Raw genomic sequence first — 14535 nt, forward strand, 5'->3', positions numbered from 1 at the left:
GAGGAGAAAGGGGGAGAATGGTGGAATAAGGAGACTATTTGAGGGTAAAGGGGACGAATTTATGTAGCAATTAAATAACCCCCTTTCCTTTACCACCCCGTTCACCTGTAAAAATATATAGTTCACGAAAGCAATCAAAAATATAAAAACCCTTTTAGACCTGTGACATTTCACAGTAGAGAAGAAAAACAAAAGTAACTATCTTAAGATCTCAAATCAACCCAGAGGAGCAAAAGACATGAAACCCCCAGACTTTATTGAGTCATTAAACTTAAGAAAAATATTAGCCACTGCAACCATCCTGACTTGCACACTCGCTGTATCCTCTTCAGTCTACGCGAAGGAGGATACATACTTATGTCGCATATCATCATTACCCGGCAATCCAACTGAAACTGTCACCGCTTCGTCTGAGAGTGAGGCAGTTAAAAAAGCGACAAAGATAGTAGAGGACGATGCCAAAAAAATTTACGGCATAACATCCCTGAATATTTACTGCAAAAAGAAATGAGCCACCCATATTAGCTTTTCACCACAACAAAAAGCTCTTTATAACTCATCACGACAACAACCCAACACACATAACTAATATTTCATGCATAAAAAACCCGCATCTCTGCGGGTTTTTTATTTAACGCACCAGACTTAATTGACCTTGGCGTTCAACTCACCTTTCAAATACCGCTGGTACATCGCTTCCAACGACACCGGCTTGATCTTCGAGGCATTGCCGGCAGTGCCGAACGCTTCGTAACGTGCGATACACACATCACGCATCGCCGTCACTGTGGCGCCGAAGAATTTGCGTGGGTCGAACTCGCTCGGGTTGGTGGCCATCAGGCGACGCATTGCACCGGTGGAGGCCAGGCGCAGGTCGGTGTCGATGTTGACCTTGCGCACGCCGTGCTTGATGCCTTCGACGATTTCTTCAACCGGGACGCCGTAGGTTTCTTTGATGTCGCCGCCGTACTGGTTGATGATCGCCAGCCACTCTTGCGGTACCGAGGAAGATCCGTGCATCACCAGGTGGGTGTTGGGGATGCGCTTGTGGATTTCCTTGATGCGGTCGATGGCCAGCACGTCGCCAGTAGGTGGCTTGGTGAACTTGTAGGCGCCGTGGCTGGTGCCGATGGCGATGGCCAGGGCATCGACCTGGGTGCGCTTGACGAAGTCAGCGGCTTCTTCCGGGTCGGTCAGCATCTGGCTGTGATCCAGCACGCCTTCGGCGCCGATGCCGTCTTCTTCACCGGCCATGCCGGTTTCCAACGAACCCAGGCAGCCCAGTTCGCCTTCTACCGAAACACCGCAGGCGTGAGCCAGGGCCACGGTTTGTTGGGTGACGCGCACGTTGTAGTCGTAGTCGGTCGGGGTCTTGCCGTCTTCGCCCAGGGAGCCGTCCATCATCACCGAGCTGAAGCCCAGTTGGATGGAGCGCTGGCACACGTCAGGGCTGGTGCCGTGGTCCTGGTGCATGCACACCGGGATGTGCGGGAATTCTTCGATCGCAGCCAGGATCAGGTGACGCAGGAACGGTGCACCAGCGTATTTGCGGGCACCAGCCGAAGCCTGGACGATCACTGGGGAGTCGGTCTTGTCAGCGGCTTCCATGATGGCGCGCATCTGCTCAAGGTTGTTGACGTTAAAGGCTGGAACGCCGTAGCCGAACTCGGCTGCGTGGTCCAGCATTTGACGCATGCTGATAAGTGCCATTGTGTCTCTCTCCCGGTCGAGGGTCGTTAATCGTGCAAGCCTGCCGTAGCGGCGGCTGCTATTCAAGTTATTGCAGATCAAGGGGTTGGGCCTTGGCCTGCTGAATCGTTATTGCTACTGGGCCTGACCCAAATTCCAATCTGGAACCGAATCATGTGGGAGCTGGCTTGCCTGCGATCGCGGTGTACCAGACACCGAATTCGCCAACTGACCCACCGCTTGCGCGGGCAAGCCCGCTCCTACATGAGATCTTCAGTGTTCTGTATTACTGGGCCTTGCAGCCCCGGCCGATCAAATCGTCAGTGGCGACCCAGTAAACCAGGCCTTCCTCACCTTTTGTGTGAAACGCCAACTGGTCATTGCTATACAGCGTGCCGGAAGCCGCCACGTCTTGCTTGAGGCGATACACCTGGTCGGAGCCGCCAAGGCGTACATCCACCTGGCTGCGATCCGCGCCGATAAACCGCCAGTTCACCTGGGCCTGGCTGTCGCACACCCAAGTGGTCCATGTCTCTGGCTGTGGCTCTGCCTTGTTGAACATGTTCAGGTTGGCACAACCGGCCAATAGAGCCAGTGCTGCCAGGGCGATAACGCCTTTCATTGCCAATCCTCGAACGGCGGCCAGGGGCCGCCACTGCTGTCGGTTAGTGAATCAGACCCATCAAGGGCAACCCTGTTCCTTACCTTTGGGCGGGGAGTCGTACTTCTCCAGCCTGTCAGGCCCTATGCGCTTGTTGATCACCGGCATGGTCTCGGCCTGCCAGTCGGACTGGTAGCAACCCTTGTCCGGCGCAGCACCTTGAGTCTCGGGCGCCGCCTTGGGCGCACTGCCGCAGCCGGCCAACAGGCCTGCGGCAATCACCAGCGCGAATGGCTTGATCATGGGAATGCTCCTTTTCCAGACCCTGGGTCTCAGCCCTTGGCTCGACTTTCCAGCACTTCAACGGCTGGCAGGACCTTGCCTTCGACAAACTCAAGGAACGCGCCACCACCGGTAGAAATGTAGGAGATCTGCTCAGCTACGCCATATTTATCGATGGCCGCCAGGGTGTCGCCACCGCCGGCAATCGAGAATGCCGAGCTTTCGGCAATCGCCTTGGCCAGCACTTTGGTGCCATTACCGAACTGGTCGAACTCAAACACACCAACCGGGCCGTTCCACAGAATGGTCTGGGAGGCTTTCAGCAGTTCAGCGAAGTTCGCGGCAGTTTGCGGGCCGATATCCAGGATCATGTCGTCAGCCGCCACGTCTGCGATCAGCTTGACGGTGGCTTCGGCGCTTTCGGCGAATTCCTTGGCCACTACCACGTCCACTGGCAGTGGCACGCTGACCTTGGCCGCGATGGCACGGGCGGTGTCCAGCAGGTCCGGCTCGTACAGGGACTTGCCTACCGGATGGCCAGCAGCGGCCAGGAAGGTGTTGGCAATGCCGCCGCCAACGATCAGTTGGTTGCAGATCTGGCTCAGGCTGTTGAGCACGTCCAGCTTGGTCGACACCTTGGAGCCGGCCACGATGGCGGCCATTGGTTGGGCCGGTGCGCCCAGGGCCTTGCCCAGTGCGTCCAACTCGGCAGCCAGCAACGGGCCAGCAGCGGCCACTTTGGCGAACTTAGCCACGCCATGGGTCGAACCCTCGGCGCGGTGAGCGGTGCCGAAAGCGTCCATCACAAACACGTCGCACAACGCCGCATATTGATGGGCCAGTTCGTCACTGTTCTTTTTCTCGCCCTTGTTGAAGCGCACGTTCTCGAACAACACGATGTCGCCGGCCTTGACCTCGACGCCGCCCAGGTAATCAGCCACCAAAGGCACTTCGCGGCCCAGGGCCTTGCTCAGGTAGTCGGCTACAGGCTTGAGGCTGTTTTCGGCAGAGAACTCACCTTCGGTCGGACGACCCAGGTGGGAGCAGACCATCACGGCCGCGCCTTTTTCCAGGGCCAGCTTGATGGTCGGCAGCGAGGCCAGGATTCGCGCATCGCTGGTGACAACACCGTCCTTGACTGGGACGTTGAGGTCTTCGCGGATCAGTACGCGCTTACCTTGCAGATCGAGGTCGGTCATCTTCAACACGGTCATGGGTCGCAGTTCCTGAATTACTGTTGAGGTTGTTTAGTGGCGATGTGCAGATAGTGCTCTGCTACGTCGAGCATGCGGTTGGCAAAGCCCCATTCGTTGTCGAACCAGGCCAGGATATTCACCAGCCTGGGGCCGGAAACGCGGGTCTGGCTGGCATCGACAATCGCCGAATGCGGGTCATGGTTGAAATCACAACTGGCGTGCGGCAGTTCGGTGTAGGCCAACAGCCCCTTGAGCGGGCCGCTGGTAGCGGCCTCGCGCAGGATCCGGTTGACCTCGCCAGCGTCGGTATCACTGACGGTCTGCATCGTGATATCCAGGCACGACACGTTCACCGTCGGCACGCGCACTGCTTTGGCCTGGATTCGCCCGGCAAGTTCCGGCAGCAGGCGTTCAATACCCCGCGCCAGGCCGGTGGACACCGGGATCACGGACTGGAATGCCGAACGGGTGCGGCGCAGGTCTTCATGGTGGTAGGCGTCGATCACCGGCTGGTCGTTCATCGCCGAGTGAATGGTGGTGATCGACACATATTCCAGGCCAATCGCCTGGTCCAGCAGGCGCAACAACGGCACACCGCAGTTGGTGGTGCAGGAGGCGTTGGACACCAGCAACTCGTCACCACTCAGGCAGTCCTGGTTGACGCCGTAGACGATGGTGGCGTCAACATCCGCCTCACTGGCCATCGGCTGGGAAAACAGCACGCGCGGGGCGCCGGCATCGAGGAAACGCTGGCCATCGGCACGGGTGTGATAGACACCGGAGCATTCCAGCACCAGATCGATGCCCAGTGCTTTCCAGTCGATGCCTTCGGGGGTAGCACTGCGCAAGACCTTCACGCAGCTGCCATTGATATGCAGACAATCGCCGTCGACCCGCACTTCGCCGGGGAACCGGCCGTGGGTGGAGTCAAAGCGTGTCAGGTATTCGATGCTGGCCATGTCAGCCAGATCGTTGATCGCAACAATTTCAAACCCGGCCGCCGCCCCTCGCTCGAACAGAGCACGCAAGACGCAACGACCAATGCGGCCGTAGCCGTTGAGTGCAACTTTGTAGGGACGCGGTTGAGGCATGGGGTTCTCGATTACCTTGGGTGATGCGGTGAATGTACCGCCGCCTTCGCGAGCAAGCCCGCTCCCACAGTTGAAATGCATTCCAAATGTGGGAGCGGGCTTGCTCGCGAAGGCGTCAGTACAACCACCCCACTCTACAGCCTTAGTCTTCCAGCAGCTCTTCAGCCTGACCCAGGATGTTTTCCAGGGTGAAACCGAACTCTTCGAACAACGCTGGCGCCGGCGCCGACTCACCGTAGGTGGTCATGCCGATCACACGGCCTTCCAGGCCCACGTACTTGTACCAGTAGTCGGCGTGAGCCGCTTCGATGGCGATACGCGCGCTGACCTGCAACGGCAGGACCGATTGCTTGTAGTCGGCGTCCTGGGCTTCGAACACGCTGGTGCACGGCATGGACACAACGCGCACGTTACGGCCTTGGGCAGTCAGTTTGTCGTAGGCCTGAACGGTCAGGCCCACTTCGGAACCGGTGGAGATCAGGATCAGCTCCGGCTCGCCGATGCAGTCCTTGAGCACGTAGCCGCCACGGCTGATGTCGGCGATCTGCGCGTCGGTACGCACCTGATGCTGCAGGTTCTGACGGGAGAAGATCAGCGCCGAAGGGCCATCCTTGCGCTCGATGGCGTGCTTCCAGGCCACGGCCGATTCGACCGCGTCCGATGGGCGCCAGCAATCCAGGTTCGGCGTGGTACGCAGGCTGGTCAGTTGCTCGACCGGCTGGTGCGTCGGGCCGTCTTCGCCCAGACCGATGGAGTCGTGGGTGTAGACATGGATCACACGCTTCTTCATCAGCGCAGCCATACGCACGGCATTGCGCGCATATTCCATGAACATCAGGAAGGTCGCGCCGTAAGGCACCAGGCCGCCGTGCAGGGCAACGCCGTTCATGATGGCGCTCATGCCGAACTCGCGCACGCCGTAGTACATGTAGTTGCCGCTGGCGTCTTCAGCCGAGACACCCTTGCAACCTTTCCACAGGGTCAGGTTGGAACCGGCCAGGTCAGCCGAACCGCCGAGGATCTCAGGCAGCAGCGGGCCAAAGGCGTTCAGGGCGTTCTGGCTGGCTTTACGGCTGGCGATGGTCTCGCCCTTGGCCGCGACTTCGGCGATGTAGGCCGAGGCTTTTTCCGAGAAGTCGGCAGGCAGGTCACCGGCTAGGCGGCGTACCAGTTCGTTGGCAAGCTGTGGGAACTCGGCGGAGTAGGCAGCAAAACGCTGGTCCCACTCGGCTTCGGCCGCGCGGCCGGCTTCCTTGGCGTCCCACTCGGCGTAGATATCAGCCGGGATTTCGAACGGGCCATGGTTCCACTTCAGCGCTTCGCGGGTCAGGGCGATTTCCGCGTCACCCAGTGGGGCACCGTGGCAGTCTTCCTTGCCTTGCTTGTTCGGCGAACCGAAGCCGATGGTGGTCTTGCAGCAGATCAGGGTCGGCTGCTCGCTCTTGCGCGCGGTGTCGATGGCGGTCTTGATCTCTTCCGGATCGTGGCCGTCGACGTTGCGGATTACCTGCCAGTTGTAGGCTTCGAAACGCTTGGGCGTGTCGTCGGTGAACCAGCCTTCGACTTCGCCGTCGATGGAGATGCCGTTGTCATCGTAGAAGGCAATCAGCTTGCCCAGGCCCAGGGTGCCGGCCAGGGAAGCGACTTCGTGGGAAATGCCTTCCATCATGCAGCCATCACCCAGGAACACGTAGGTGTGGTGGTCGACAACGTTGTGGCCAGGACGGTTGAACTGCGCGCCCAGGACTTTTTCTGCCAGCGCGAAGCCAACAGCGTTGGCCAGGCCCTGGCCCAGGGGACCGGTGGTGGTCTCAACGCCTGGGGTGTAGCCGAATTCCGGGTGGCCCGGGGTGCGGCTGTGCAGCTGACGGAAGCTCTTGAGGTCGTCGATGGTGACGTCATAGCCCGTCAGGTGCAGCAACGAATAGATCAACATCGAGCCATGGCCGTTGGACAGCACGAAGCGGTCACGGTCGGCGAACGATGGATTGCTCGGGTTGTGTTTCAGGTAGTCACGCCAAAGTACCTCGGCGATATCCGCCATGCCCATCGGGGCACCGGGATGGCCGCTGTTGGCTTTTTGCACGGCATCCATGCTGAGGGCACGAATGGCGTTGGCACGCTCACGACGGCTGGGCATCGCTGATCTCCTGGAGGTTGAATAAAAGAAACGGAAAAAAGGACCGGCATTTTCCCTCAGCCAAGGCCTCAGGGGCAATGACAGATACCGACTTATGTAGGTTTTTCCTGTGGTTTGGACTGCATTGACGGCAAGAACACTTCCCGCCGTTCGTCTAAAGGTTATAGCGCCTGCTTATAACCACCGATTATCGACCAATATCAAAACTTTTTGATATTGGCCTTGCGAGGATTTCACCTCATCACTAGACTGCTGGCCTTATGAACTTACCTGCGCCTTCCATTCGCCCCGACGACTGCGATGAGCTGGCGGCCCTGTGCAAGGCCGGCGGTGATCCGCTGCGCCTGAATGTACTGCGCGCCCTGGCCAACGACTCGTTTGGCGTGCTGGAACTGGCGCGGATCTTTGCCATTGGCCAATCCGGCATGAGCCACCACTTGAAAGTGCTGGCCCAGGCCGATCTGGTGGCTACGCGCCGTGAAGGCAATGCGATTTTTTATCGCCGCGCCCTGCCCCACACCGAGTTGCTGGGTGGCAAGCTGCATGCTGCGCTGCTGGAAGAGGTGGATAACCTGGCCCTGCCGGCTGACGTGCAGTCGCGCATCGCCCAGGTCCACGGGCAACGCGCCGCCGCCAGCCAGGATTTTTTCTCACGGGTGGCGGACAAGTTTCGCGCCCAGCAGGACCTGATTGCCGGGTTGGCGCAATACCGCGAAAGCGTGTTGGCGCTGCTCGACAAACTGGGCTTCGACGCAGGCGCCACGGCGCTGGAAGTCGGCCCGGGCGACGGTGGGTTCCTGCCGGAGCTGGCATGTCGCTTTCACCAGGTCACGGCGCTGGACAACAGCCCGGCCATGCTGGAACTGGCACGCCAGCTCTGCGAGCGCGAACACTTGGGCAACGTCAGCCTGCGACTGGCCGATGCCTTGGATGATGTAGGGCTGCAAGCCGATTGCGTGGTGCTGAACATGGTCCTGCACCATTTCGCTGCCCCGGCCGATGCCCTCAAGCAAATGGCCGGTTTGCTGCAACCGGGCGGCAGTCTGTTGGTCACCGATTTATGCAGCCACAACCAGAGTTGGGCCAGGGAGGCCTGCGGTGATCTATGGTTGGGGTTTGAACAGGACGATCTGGCCCGTTGGGCCACCGCTGCGGGACTCGTTCCCGGGGAAAGCCTCTATGTAGGCTTACGTAATGGTTTCCAGATTCAGGTCCGCCACTTTCAGCGGCCATCTGGCGACACTCACCATCGGTAAATATCAGGAAAACATCGAGATGAGCGAATATTCCCTTTTCACCTCCGAGTCCGTGTCTGAAGGGCATCCGGACAAAATCGCCGACCAGATTTCTGATGCGGTGCTGGACGCCATCATTGCTGAAGACAAGTTCGCCCGCGTGGCGTGCGAGACGCTGGTGAAAACGGGCGTAGCAATCATCGCCGGTGAAGTCACCACCTCGGCCTGGGTCGACCTGGAGCAGATCGTCCGTGACGTGATTACCGATATCGGCTACACCAGCTCCGACGTCGGCTTCGACGGCGCGACCTGCGGCGTGATGAACATCATCGGCAAGCAGTCGCCTGACATCAACCAGGGTGTCGACCGTGCCAAGCCGGAAGATCAGGGCGCTGGCGACCAGGGCCTGATGTTCGGCTACGCCAGCAACGAAACCGACGTGCTGATGCCGGCGCCGATCACCTTCTCCCACCAACTGGTCAAGCGCCAGGCCGAAGCCCGCAAGTCCGGCCTGCTGCCCTGGCTGCGCCCGGACGCCAAGTCCCAAGTGACCTGCCGTTACGAAGGCGGCAAAGTGGTGGGTATCGACGCCGTGGTGCTGTCGACCCAGCACAACCCGGAAGTCTCCTACAAAGACCTGCGCGAAGGCGTGATGGAGCTGATCGTCAAGCACGTGCTGCCTGCCGAACTGCTGACCAAGGACACCCAGTTCCACATCAACCCGACCGGCCAGTTCATCATTGGTGGCCCAGTGGGCGACTGCGGTCTGACCGGGCGCAAGATCATCGTCGACAGCTACGGCGGCATGGCCCGTCACGGCGGCGGCGCATTCTCCGGCAAGGATCCCTCCAAGGTTGACCGCTCGGCGGCCTACGCGGGTCGTTATGTGGCCAAGAACATCGTCGCGGCCGGCCTGGCCGAGCGTTGCGAAATTCAGGTTTCCTACGCCATTGGTGTGGCCCAGCCTACGTCGATCTCGCTGAATACCTTCGGTACCGGCAAGATCAGCGACGACAAGATCGTCAAGCTGGTGCGTGAGATCTTCGACCTGCGTCCGTACGCAATCACCACCATGCTCGACCTGCTGCACCCGATGTACCAGGAAACCGCGGCCTACGGCCACTTCGGCCGCACCCCTGAACAGAAGACTGTCGGCGACGACACCTTCACCACGTTCACCTGGGAGAAAACCGACCGCGCTGACGACCTGCGGACCGCCGCCGGCCTGTAATCGCTGCACGCAACACCCAAAGCCCTGCCCGGTTCGCCCGGCAGGGCTTTTTATTGCCTTAATTGTAGGAGCGAGCTCACATTAATTGGATCCAACCCTTGCAGGCCAAATGATGGCCCACTAGAATCCGCCCCCTCCCGAGCCCTTAACCACATTGGATACTGCACTGCGCCTGCTCGGGATTGCCAAGTGCGCAGGCAATCGAACATTGAGGTTTTTCATGCGTATTGCCACTTTCGCCCCTGCCGCCATTCTGCTCAGCCTGTTCGTCCTGCCAGCACACGCTGCTGACCTGAGCGGCCTGACCGGCGCCCTGACCTCCCAACTGGGCGGCGCGTCCGGCAACTGCGAAAAACAGAGCCAGGAACTGCAAGCCAAGGTCGATGCCGCCAAAGCCAATGGCGAAGACCTGAAAGTGAAGGCCATGCAGGCCGCACTGGATCAGGTAAACAAAGGTTGCAAAAAAGTCGGCGAGTCCCAAGGCAAGCTTGACGAAGCCTCGCAAAAGCAGCAGGCCAAGGCTGATAGCAACGACACCGTGAAAGCCCTGGGCGGTCTGTTCAAGTAAGCAGACACACCCGGTAAAAAGCCTCGCGCCTGCGGGGCTTTTTTATGGGCGTTTGCTTGCTTTAGGCTGGGCGCCCCTTCAGAGCAAGGATGCTCATGATGACGCCACGCCTGCTGACCTACCTGCTGTTGATGCTCTTCCCTATCGTCACTTGGGCGCAGGGCTGCCCGGACTGGCCAGCCGACAAGGCCAAAGACGAAATAAACACCCTGCAACGGCAAATCGGCCTGTGGGACGACAGCTACCACCGGCTCGGCCAATCCCTGATCAGCGACGAACTCTACGACCAGGCCCGCATGCGCCTGGAGCAATGGCGGGGTTGCTTTGCACAGGTGCCGTCACCTGCCGACAACCCCTTGTCCAGTTCGCGGGGCACCATCGCCCATCCCGTCCCGCACACCGGTCTTGAAAAACTGCTCAACGACCGCGCCGTGGAAGACTGGATCCGTACACGCAGCGACCTGTGGATACAACCCAAGATCGATGGCGTGGCCGTTACCCTGGTCTATCGTGCGGGCCGCCTGACTCAGGTCATCAGCCGCGGTGATGGCCTGCTGGGCCAGGACTGGACCGCCTCGGCCCGCAGGATTCCCGGTATCGTGCAACGGCTGCCCGAGGCCATCGACCTGCTCTTGCAGGGTGAACTGTATTGGCGCCTCGACGCACACATACAAGGGGAGACGGGCGGCATGAATGCCCGCAGCAAAATCTCCGGGCTGATGAACCGCCAACAACTCAGTGACGCCGACGCCGCCGGTATCGGCTTGTTTGTCTGGGCCTGGCCGCAAGGGCCGGCAGACCTCAAGCAGCAACTGGATAACCTCACGCGCTGGGGGTTTATCGACAGCCAGCGCTACAGCCAGCCCATCGAGAACTTCGAACAAGCCCGGCACTGGCGCGCCTTCTGGCATGGTCAGCCATTGCCATTCGCCACCGATGGCGTAGTGCTGCACCAAAGCCAGCGCGCCCCGGCACAGCGCTGGCAGCCGAGCACACCGTACTGGGCCGTCGCCTGGAAATATCCGGCCGTCAAAGCCTTGGCCCATGTGCGCCAGGTCCGCTTCAAGATTGGCCGCACCGGCCGTATCACACCGATCCTGGAACTCGACCCGGTGTTGCTTGATGACCGACAGATCAAGCGCGTCAGTGTCGGCTCCCTGAAGCGCTGGCAGGCACTGGATATCCGCCCTGGAGACCAGGTATCCATCAGCCTTGCTGGCCAGGTGATCCCAAGGCTCGACCAGGTCATCCTGCGCAGCCACCCCCGTGTTGATGTCACGGTACCTGTCGCGAGCGATTTCCATCACCTGAGCTGCTGGCAACTGGCCCCAGGCTGCGAAGAACAGTTACTCGCCCGCTTGACCTGGCTCAGTGGCAAGCAGGGCCTGGACCTGCCACACATTGGCCGCGAGACCTGGAGCAACTTGATCCAGGCCGGCCAAATCAGTGGTTTAGTGGATTGGTTGAACCTTGATGAGACAGAGCTTGCTACCATTGACGGATTCGGCGACCGCAGCAGTGCGCGCCTACAGGCCAGCTTGCGCACTGCGCGCCAGCGACCGTTTGCTCAATGGTTGAAGGCCCTGGGTTTACCACCTAGCGCACGCAATAACCTGGCAGGCGACTGGCAGGCCCTGGCCGCCCGAGACGCGCAAGCGTGGCAGGCCGAAGCGGGAATCGGTCCGGGACGTGCAGCACAATTGAGTGCCTTTTTTCACGACCCTCAGGTGTTGGCCATGAGTGAAACGCTACGGGCTGCCGGGATCGACGGCTTTTAGTCCCGGGCCAACTACATTAACCGGTGCCAGCAGAAATCATCCTGCCCACCTGACAACGATCTTGTTTATTTTGGAGTTTCCATGAAGTTTCTTGCACCGCTTGCCCTGTTGACCATCACCAGCGTCCTGAGCACGCCATTGCTGGCTGCCGAGACAGCCCCGCAACTGACCGGTTGCGCCGCCAAGCGCCAGGCCATCAGCCTGCAAATCGAACAGGCCAAGGCCCACGGCAACAGTGAGCAACAAGCCGGTCTGGAAAAGGCCTTGAGCGAAGTCACCGCCCACTGCACCGACGCCTCCCTGAAAAAGGAACGCGAAAACAAGGTGCTGGATGCCAAGCACGAAGTCAGCCGCCGTCAGGCCGACCTCGACAAGGCCATGAAAAAGGGCGATTCCGAGAAGATCAACAAGCGTAAGGATAAGCTCGCCGAGTCGCGCAAAGAGTTGCAGGAAGCCCTCGACGATCTGGACAAGTAAGACGCATACAGCCTTCTTGGCCGATCCGTCTCAATGGTCGCGAAACTGCTTATGACAGGCGCTGCAGGCATCTTCGACTTTCTGCACGGCCGGCCCCAGGTTACTGGCCTTGTAAGGCTGCACCTGGCTGGCGATCACCAATTCACCGGTGGCCGCCTCAAGGTTGCGCGCCAGTTCCTGGAACTGGGCCTGTTTCTGCCATACATCGTCCTTGGCACTGGTGTGATCTTCTTCGCGCACCGTTGGAAAGTGCTTCCACGGCTCATGGGACAGGGCGTCAAGCTTGACGGCGCCCTCGGCAAATTTCGCCCCGTCGAACGGGATACGGCCACGCAGCATGCCACCCAGGTCTTCGCCGGTCTTGAGCATCTGCTTGAAGATAGCCTTGCGCTGGCCCAACGGCGAATTTGGGTCAACACCACCGCAGGCGGTCAGCGTCAGGCAGGCCAGCAATACAACAGTCAGTTTTTTAAAAGTCATGGTGGCTCTGGGTCACGGGAAACGGCGGCCAGTATCCTCGCCCCGCCCGCAAAGACCAATAGCCCTATTAATAATATGGATGCTTGCGCCGCGACCGGCTCGGGCAATCGCCTTGGAAATTACTTGCATGAATAACCTCGTCACCCCCTGGAGCCGCCGACTGGTGTGGGCTCTGCCAATGATCGCGCTGCTCGCCGGATGCGACGGCGGCAACACTCCGGCCCCCAAGCCTGCGCCCGAAAAACCTCACGCCGTGGCGACCTATGTCAGCGCTACCTGGGAAGCCCTGCCCGTGGTTTCGGACAGCGACCTGCAAGCCGGTTTCGAGTCCTGGCGCAGTGCCTGCCAACGCCTGAAGAACGATCCGGTGTGGGGCACCACCTGTGCTGCAGCGGCCAATGTGCCGGGCAATGCCGGCGACATCCGCGGCTTCCTCAAGCAACAGTTGGACGTCTACGGCCTGCGCTCGGCGGACAATACGCCCAATGGCCTGATCACTGGCTACTACGAACCGGTCTATCCAGGCAGCCTCACCGAAACTAAAACCGCCCATGTCCCCGTGTTTGGGGTGCCGGACGACCTGATCATCGTCAACCTGGAAAGCATCTACCCGGAACTCAAGGGCAAACGCCTGCGTGGGCGCCTGGAAGGCCGGGTACTCAAGCCTTATGACGATGCTGGCACCATCAACCAGCAAGGCTCCAGCGCCAAGCCGATTGCCTGGCTGACCCACCCGATGGACCTGCAATTCCTGCAAATCCAGGGTTCTGGCCGCATCCAGCTGGCTGATGGTCGCCAATTGCGCGTGGGCTACGCCGACCAGAACGGTTTCCCCTATCGCCCTATCGGCCGCTGGCTGGTGGAGCAAGGCGAGCTGAAGAAAGAAGAAGTCAGCATGGGCGCAATCAGTGCCTGGGCCAAGGCGCACCCGGAACGCATCCCCGAGTTGCTGGCGAGCAACCCCAGCTACGTCTTTTTCAGCACCCGGCCCGACAGCAATGAAGGCCCGCGTGGCTCGCTGAACGTGCCGCTGACCGCAGGCTACAGCGTGGCGGTGGACCGCAAGGTCATCCCGCTGGGCAGCCTGTTGTGGCTGTCGACAACCCGGCCCGACGGCTCGCCGGTGGTACGACCGGTAGCGGCCCAGGACACGGGGGGTGCAATTGTCGGTGAGGTACGTGCGGACCTGTTCTGGGGCACGGGTGATGCCGCAGGCGAACTGGCCGGGAATATGAAGCAACAGGGCCAGATCTGGATGCTGTGGCCCAAGGGCGCAGCGCTACCCAAAGTGCCGGACGCCCCGACAGGAAGCTGAGGATCGAATGTGGGAGCGAGCAAGCCCGCTCCCACACTGGATCTGCGGTGGACCTTACATCGAGACGAAGAAGAAGCTCGCAATCAACGCCATGCCCACGAACCACACCAGCGAGCGCAAGATCGCCCAGTCCGCCAGGTAGCAGATGATGAAAAGCAGGCGGCTGGTGATAAACAGAACCGCCAGTACGTTGATGGTCACCAGTTCCGCATTGCCTGCCATGTGGGCAATGATCACCGCGGCGGCAAACGCCGGGGTCACTTCAAAGCTGTTGAGCTGCGCGCTATGGGCACGCTTGGCAAAGCCTTCCAGGGTTTCCAGGAAGGCCCGGGGGTCATGGTTCTGCCGGGGCCCGAATTTGCCACCACTGAATTTGGCCACGCCGGTACACAGGTACGGCAGAAAAATTGCGATCAACACACACCAGAAAGCGACAGTCATCACTCATTCCT

General features: G+C 60.1%; 15 protein-coding genes. 7 read left to right on the forward strand and 8 right to left on the reverse strand.

Going from position 1 to position 14535, the window contains the following annotated elements:
- The first annotated feature begins 238 nt into the window (after nt 1-238).
- Nucleotides 239-511, forward strand: coding sequence for a hypothetical protein (locus FJD34_RS14130; RefSeq protein WP_146552216.1), 273 nt, complete (start codon nt 239-241; stop codon nt 509-511).
- 134 nt (nt 512-645) lie between these two features.
- Here the strand turns inward: FJD34_RS14130 and fba are convergent, their stop codons facing one another.
- From fba to tkt, 6 genes are all read right to left on the reverse strand, one after another.
- Entirely contained in the window at nt 646-1710 is a 1065-nt protein-coding gene (fba, locus tag FJD34_RS14135; RefSeq protein ID WP_029297347.1) for a class II fructose-bisphosphate aldolase, read from the reverse strand.
- 265 nt (nt 1711-1975) lie between these two features.
- The gene (locus FJD34_RS14140) at nt 1976-2311 is read right to left on the reverse strand and encodes an MliC family protein (RefSeq protein WP_032858715.1); all 336 of its coding nucleotides are present in this window, start codon (nt 2309-2311) and stop codon (nt 1976-1978) included.
- A gap of 60 nt (nt 2312-2371) precedes the next feature.
- Nucleotides 2372-2593 carry a hypothetical protein gene (locus FJD34_RS14145; RefSeq protein ID WP_032858717.1) on the reverse strand — a complete coding sequence of 74 codons (222 nt, stop codon included), beginning with the start codon at nt 2591-2593 and terminating at the stop codon, nt 2372-2374.
- A 29-nt stretch (nt 2594-2622) separates the two neighbouring features.
- Complete coding sequence (locus FJD34_RS14150) at nt 2623-3786, reverse strand: phosphoglycerate kinase (RefSeq protein WP_090292290.1); 1164 nt, start codon at nt 3784-3786, stop codon at nt 2623-2625.
- 17 nt (nt 3787-3803) lie between these two features.
- Nucleotides 3804-4859, reverse strand: coding sequence for an erythrose-4-phosphate dehydrogenase (gene epd, locus FJD34_RS14155; RefSeq protein ID WP_032858718.1), 1056 nt, complete (start codon nt 4857-4859; stop codon nt 3804-3806).
- Nucleotides 4860-5001: 142 nt separating this feature from the next.
- The gene (tkt, locus tag FJD34_RS14160; protein WP_032858720.1) at nt 5002-6999 is read right to left on the reverse strand and encodes a transketolase; all 1998 of its coding nucleotides are present in this window, start codon (nt 6997-6999) and stop codon (nt 5002-5004) included.
- A gap of 260 nt (nt 7000-7259) precedes the next feature.
- Here tkt and FJD34_RS14165 point away from each other — a divergent pair, with 260 nt between their 5' ends.
- The 5 genes from FJD34_RS14165 to FJD34_RS14185 all read left to right on the forward strand — a co-directional run bounded on the left by FJD34_RS14165 (nt 7260) and on the right by FJD34_RS14185 (nt 12288).
- Nucleotides 7260-8255 (forward strand): ArsR/SmtB family transcription factor, encoded by a 996-nt coding sequence (locus FJD34_RS14165; protein WP_032858722.1) that lies wholly within the window; start codon nt 7260-7262, stop codon nt 8253-8255.
- 19 nt (nt 8256-8274) lie between these two features.
- Complete coding sequence (gene metK, locus FJD34_RS14170; RefSeq protein ID WP_029297363.1) at nt 8275-9465, forward strand: methionine adenosyltransferase; 1191 nt, start codon at nt 8275-8277, stop codon at nt 9463-9465.
- A 220-nt stretch (nt 9466-9685) separates the two neighbouring features.
- Nucleotides 9686-10033, forward strand: a complete 348-nt coding sequence (locus FJD34_RS14175; protein WP_032858724.1) for a DUF1090 family protein — start codon at nt 9686-9688, stop codon at nt 10031-10033.
- Nucleotides 10034-10131: 98 nt separating this feature from the next.
- Nucleotides 10132-11811 (forward strand): NAD-dependent DNA ligase LigB, encoded by a 1680-nt coding sequence (gene ligB, locus FJD34_RS14180; RefSeq protein ID WP_373290064.1) that lies wholly within the window; start codon nt 10132-10134, stop codon nt 11809-11811.
- Between the two features lie 81 nt (nt 11812-11892).
- Nucleotides 11893-12288, forward strand: a complete 396-nt coding sequence (locus FJD34_RS14185; protein WP_032858726.1) for a DUF1090 domain-containing protein — start codon at nt 11893-11895, stop codon at nt 12286-12288.
- Between the two features lie 30 nt (nt 12289-12318).
- On the opposite strand, the gene FJD34_RS14190 is transcribed toward FJD34_RS14185, so the two are convergent.
- Nucleotides 12319-12768, reverse strand: a complete 450-nt coding sequence (locus tag FJD34_RS14190) for a c-type cytochrome (RefSeq protein WP_090292295.1) — start codon at nt 12766-12768, stop codon at nt 12319-12321.
- Nucleotides 12769-12895: 127 nt separating this feature from the next.
- Here FJD34_RS14190 and mltA point away from each other — a divergent pair, with 127 nt between their 5' ends.
- On the forward strand, nt 12896-14083 hold the full coding sequence (gene mltA / locus FJD34_RS14195; protein ID WP_032858730.1) for a murein transglycosylase A: 1188 nt from the start codon (nt 12896-12898) through the stop codon (nt 14081-14083).
- Nucleotides 14084-14137: 54 nt separating this feature from the next.
- Here mltA and FJD34_RS14200 read toward each other — a convergent pair whose 3' ends face one another.
- A complete protein-coding gene (locus tag FJD34_RS14200) occupies nt 14138-14524 on the reverse strand; it encodes an MAPEG family protein (RefSeq protein WP_032858731.1) in 387 nt (128 codons plus the stop codon).
- Nucleotides 14525-14535 lie beyond the last annotated feature (11 nt).

Origin of the sequence: Pseudomonas brenneri (assembly GCF_007858285.1) — a bacterium.
In the GTDB taxonomy this organism is placed as follows: Bacteria; Pseudomonadota; Gammaproteobacteria; order Pseudomonadales; family Pseudomonadaceae; genus Aquipseudomonas; species Aquipseudomonas brenneri.

What these genes read in the sequence shown, in the direction of transcription:
- FJD34_RS14130 (WP_146552216.1), top strand. Translation starts at nt 239, where the DNA reads ATGAAACCCCCAGACTTTATTGAGTCATTAAACTTAAGAAAAATATTA.
- fba (WP_029297347.1), bottom strand. Translation starts at nt 1,710, where the DNA reads ATGGCACTTATCAGCATGCGTCAAATGCTGGACCACGCAGCCGAGTTC.
- FJD34_RS14140 (WP_032858715.1), bottom strand. Translation starts at nt 2,311, where the DNA reads ATGAAAGGCGTTATCGCCCTGGCAGCACTGGCTCTATTGGCCGGTTGT.
- FJD34_RS14145 (WP_032858717.1), bottom strand. Translation starts at nt 2,593, where the DNA reads ATGATCAAGCCATTCGCGCTGGTGATTGCCGCAGGCCTGTTGGCCGGC.
- FJD34_RS14150 (WP_090292290.1), bottom strand. Translation starts at nt 3,786, where the DNA reads ATGACCGTGTTGAAGATGACCGACCTCGATCTGCAAGGTAAGCGCGTA.
- epd (WP_032858718.1), bottom strand. Translation starts at nt 4,859, where the DNA reads ATGCCTCAACCGCGTCCCTACAAAGTTGCACTCAACGGCTACGGCCGC.
- tkt (WP_032858720.1), bottom strand. Translation starts at nt 6,999, where the DNA reads ATGCCCAGCCGTCGTGAGCGTGCCAACGCCATTCGTGCCCTCAGCATG.
- FJD34_RS14165 (WP_032858722.1), top strand. Translation starts at nt 7,260, where the DNA reads ATGAACTTACCTGCGCCTTCCATTCGCCCCGACGACTGCGATGAGCTG.
- metK (WP_029297363.1), top strand. Translation starts at nt 8,275, where the DNA reads ATGAGCGAATATTCCCTTTTCACCTCCGAGTCCGTGTCTGAAGGGCAT.
- FJD34_RS14175 (WP_032858724.1), top strand. Translation starts at nt 9,686, where the DNA reads ATGCGTATTGCCACTTTCGCCCCTGCCGCCATTCTGCTCAGCCTGTTC.
- ligB (WP_373290064.1), top strand. Translation starts at nt 10,132, where the DNA reads ATGACGCCACGCCTGCTGACCTACCTGCTGTTGATGCTCTTCCCTATC.
- FJD34_RS14185 (WP_032858726.1), top strand. Translation starts at nt 11,893, where the DNA reads ATGAAGTTTCTTGCACCGCTTGCCCTGTTGACCATCACCAGCGTCCTG.
- FJD34_RS14190 (WP_090292295.1), bottom strand. Translation starts at nt 12,768, where the DNA reads ATGACTTTTAAAAAACTGACTGTTGTATTGCTGGCCTGCCTGACGCTG.
- mltA (WP_032858730.1), top strand. Translation starts at nt 12,896, where the DNA reads ATGAATAACCTCGTCACCCCCTGGAGCCGCCGACTGGTGTGGGCTCTG.
- FJD34_RS14200 (WP_032858731.1), bottom strand. Translation starts at nt 14,524, where the DNA reads ATGACTGTCGCTTTCTGGTGTGTGTTGATCGCAATTTTTCTGCCGTAC.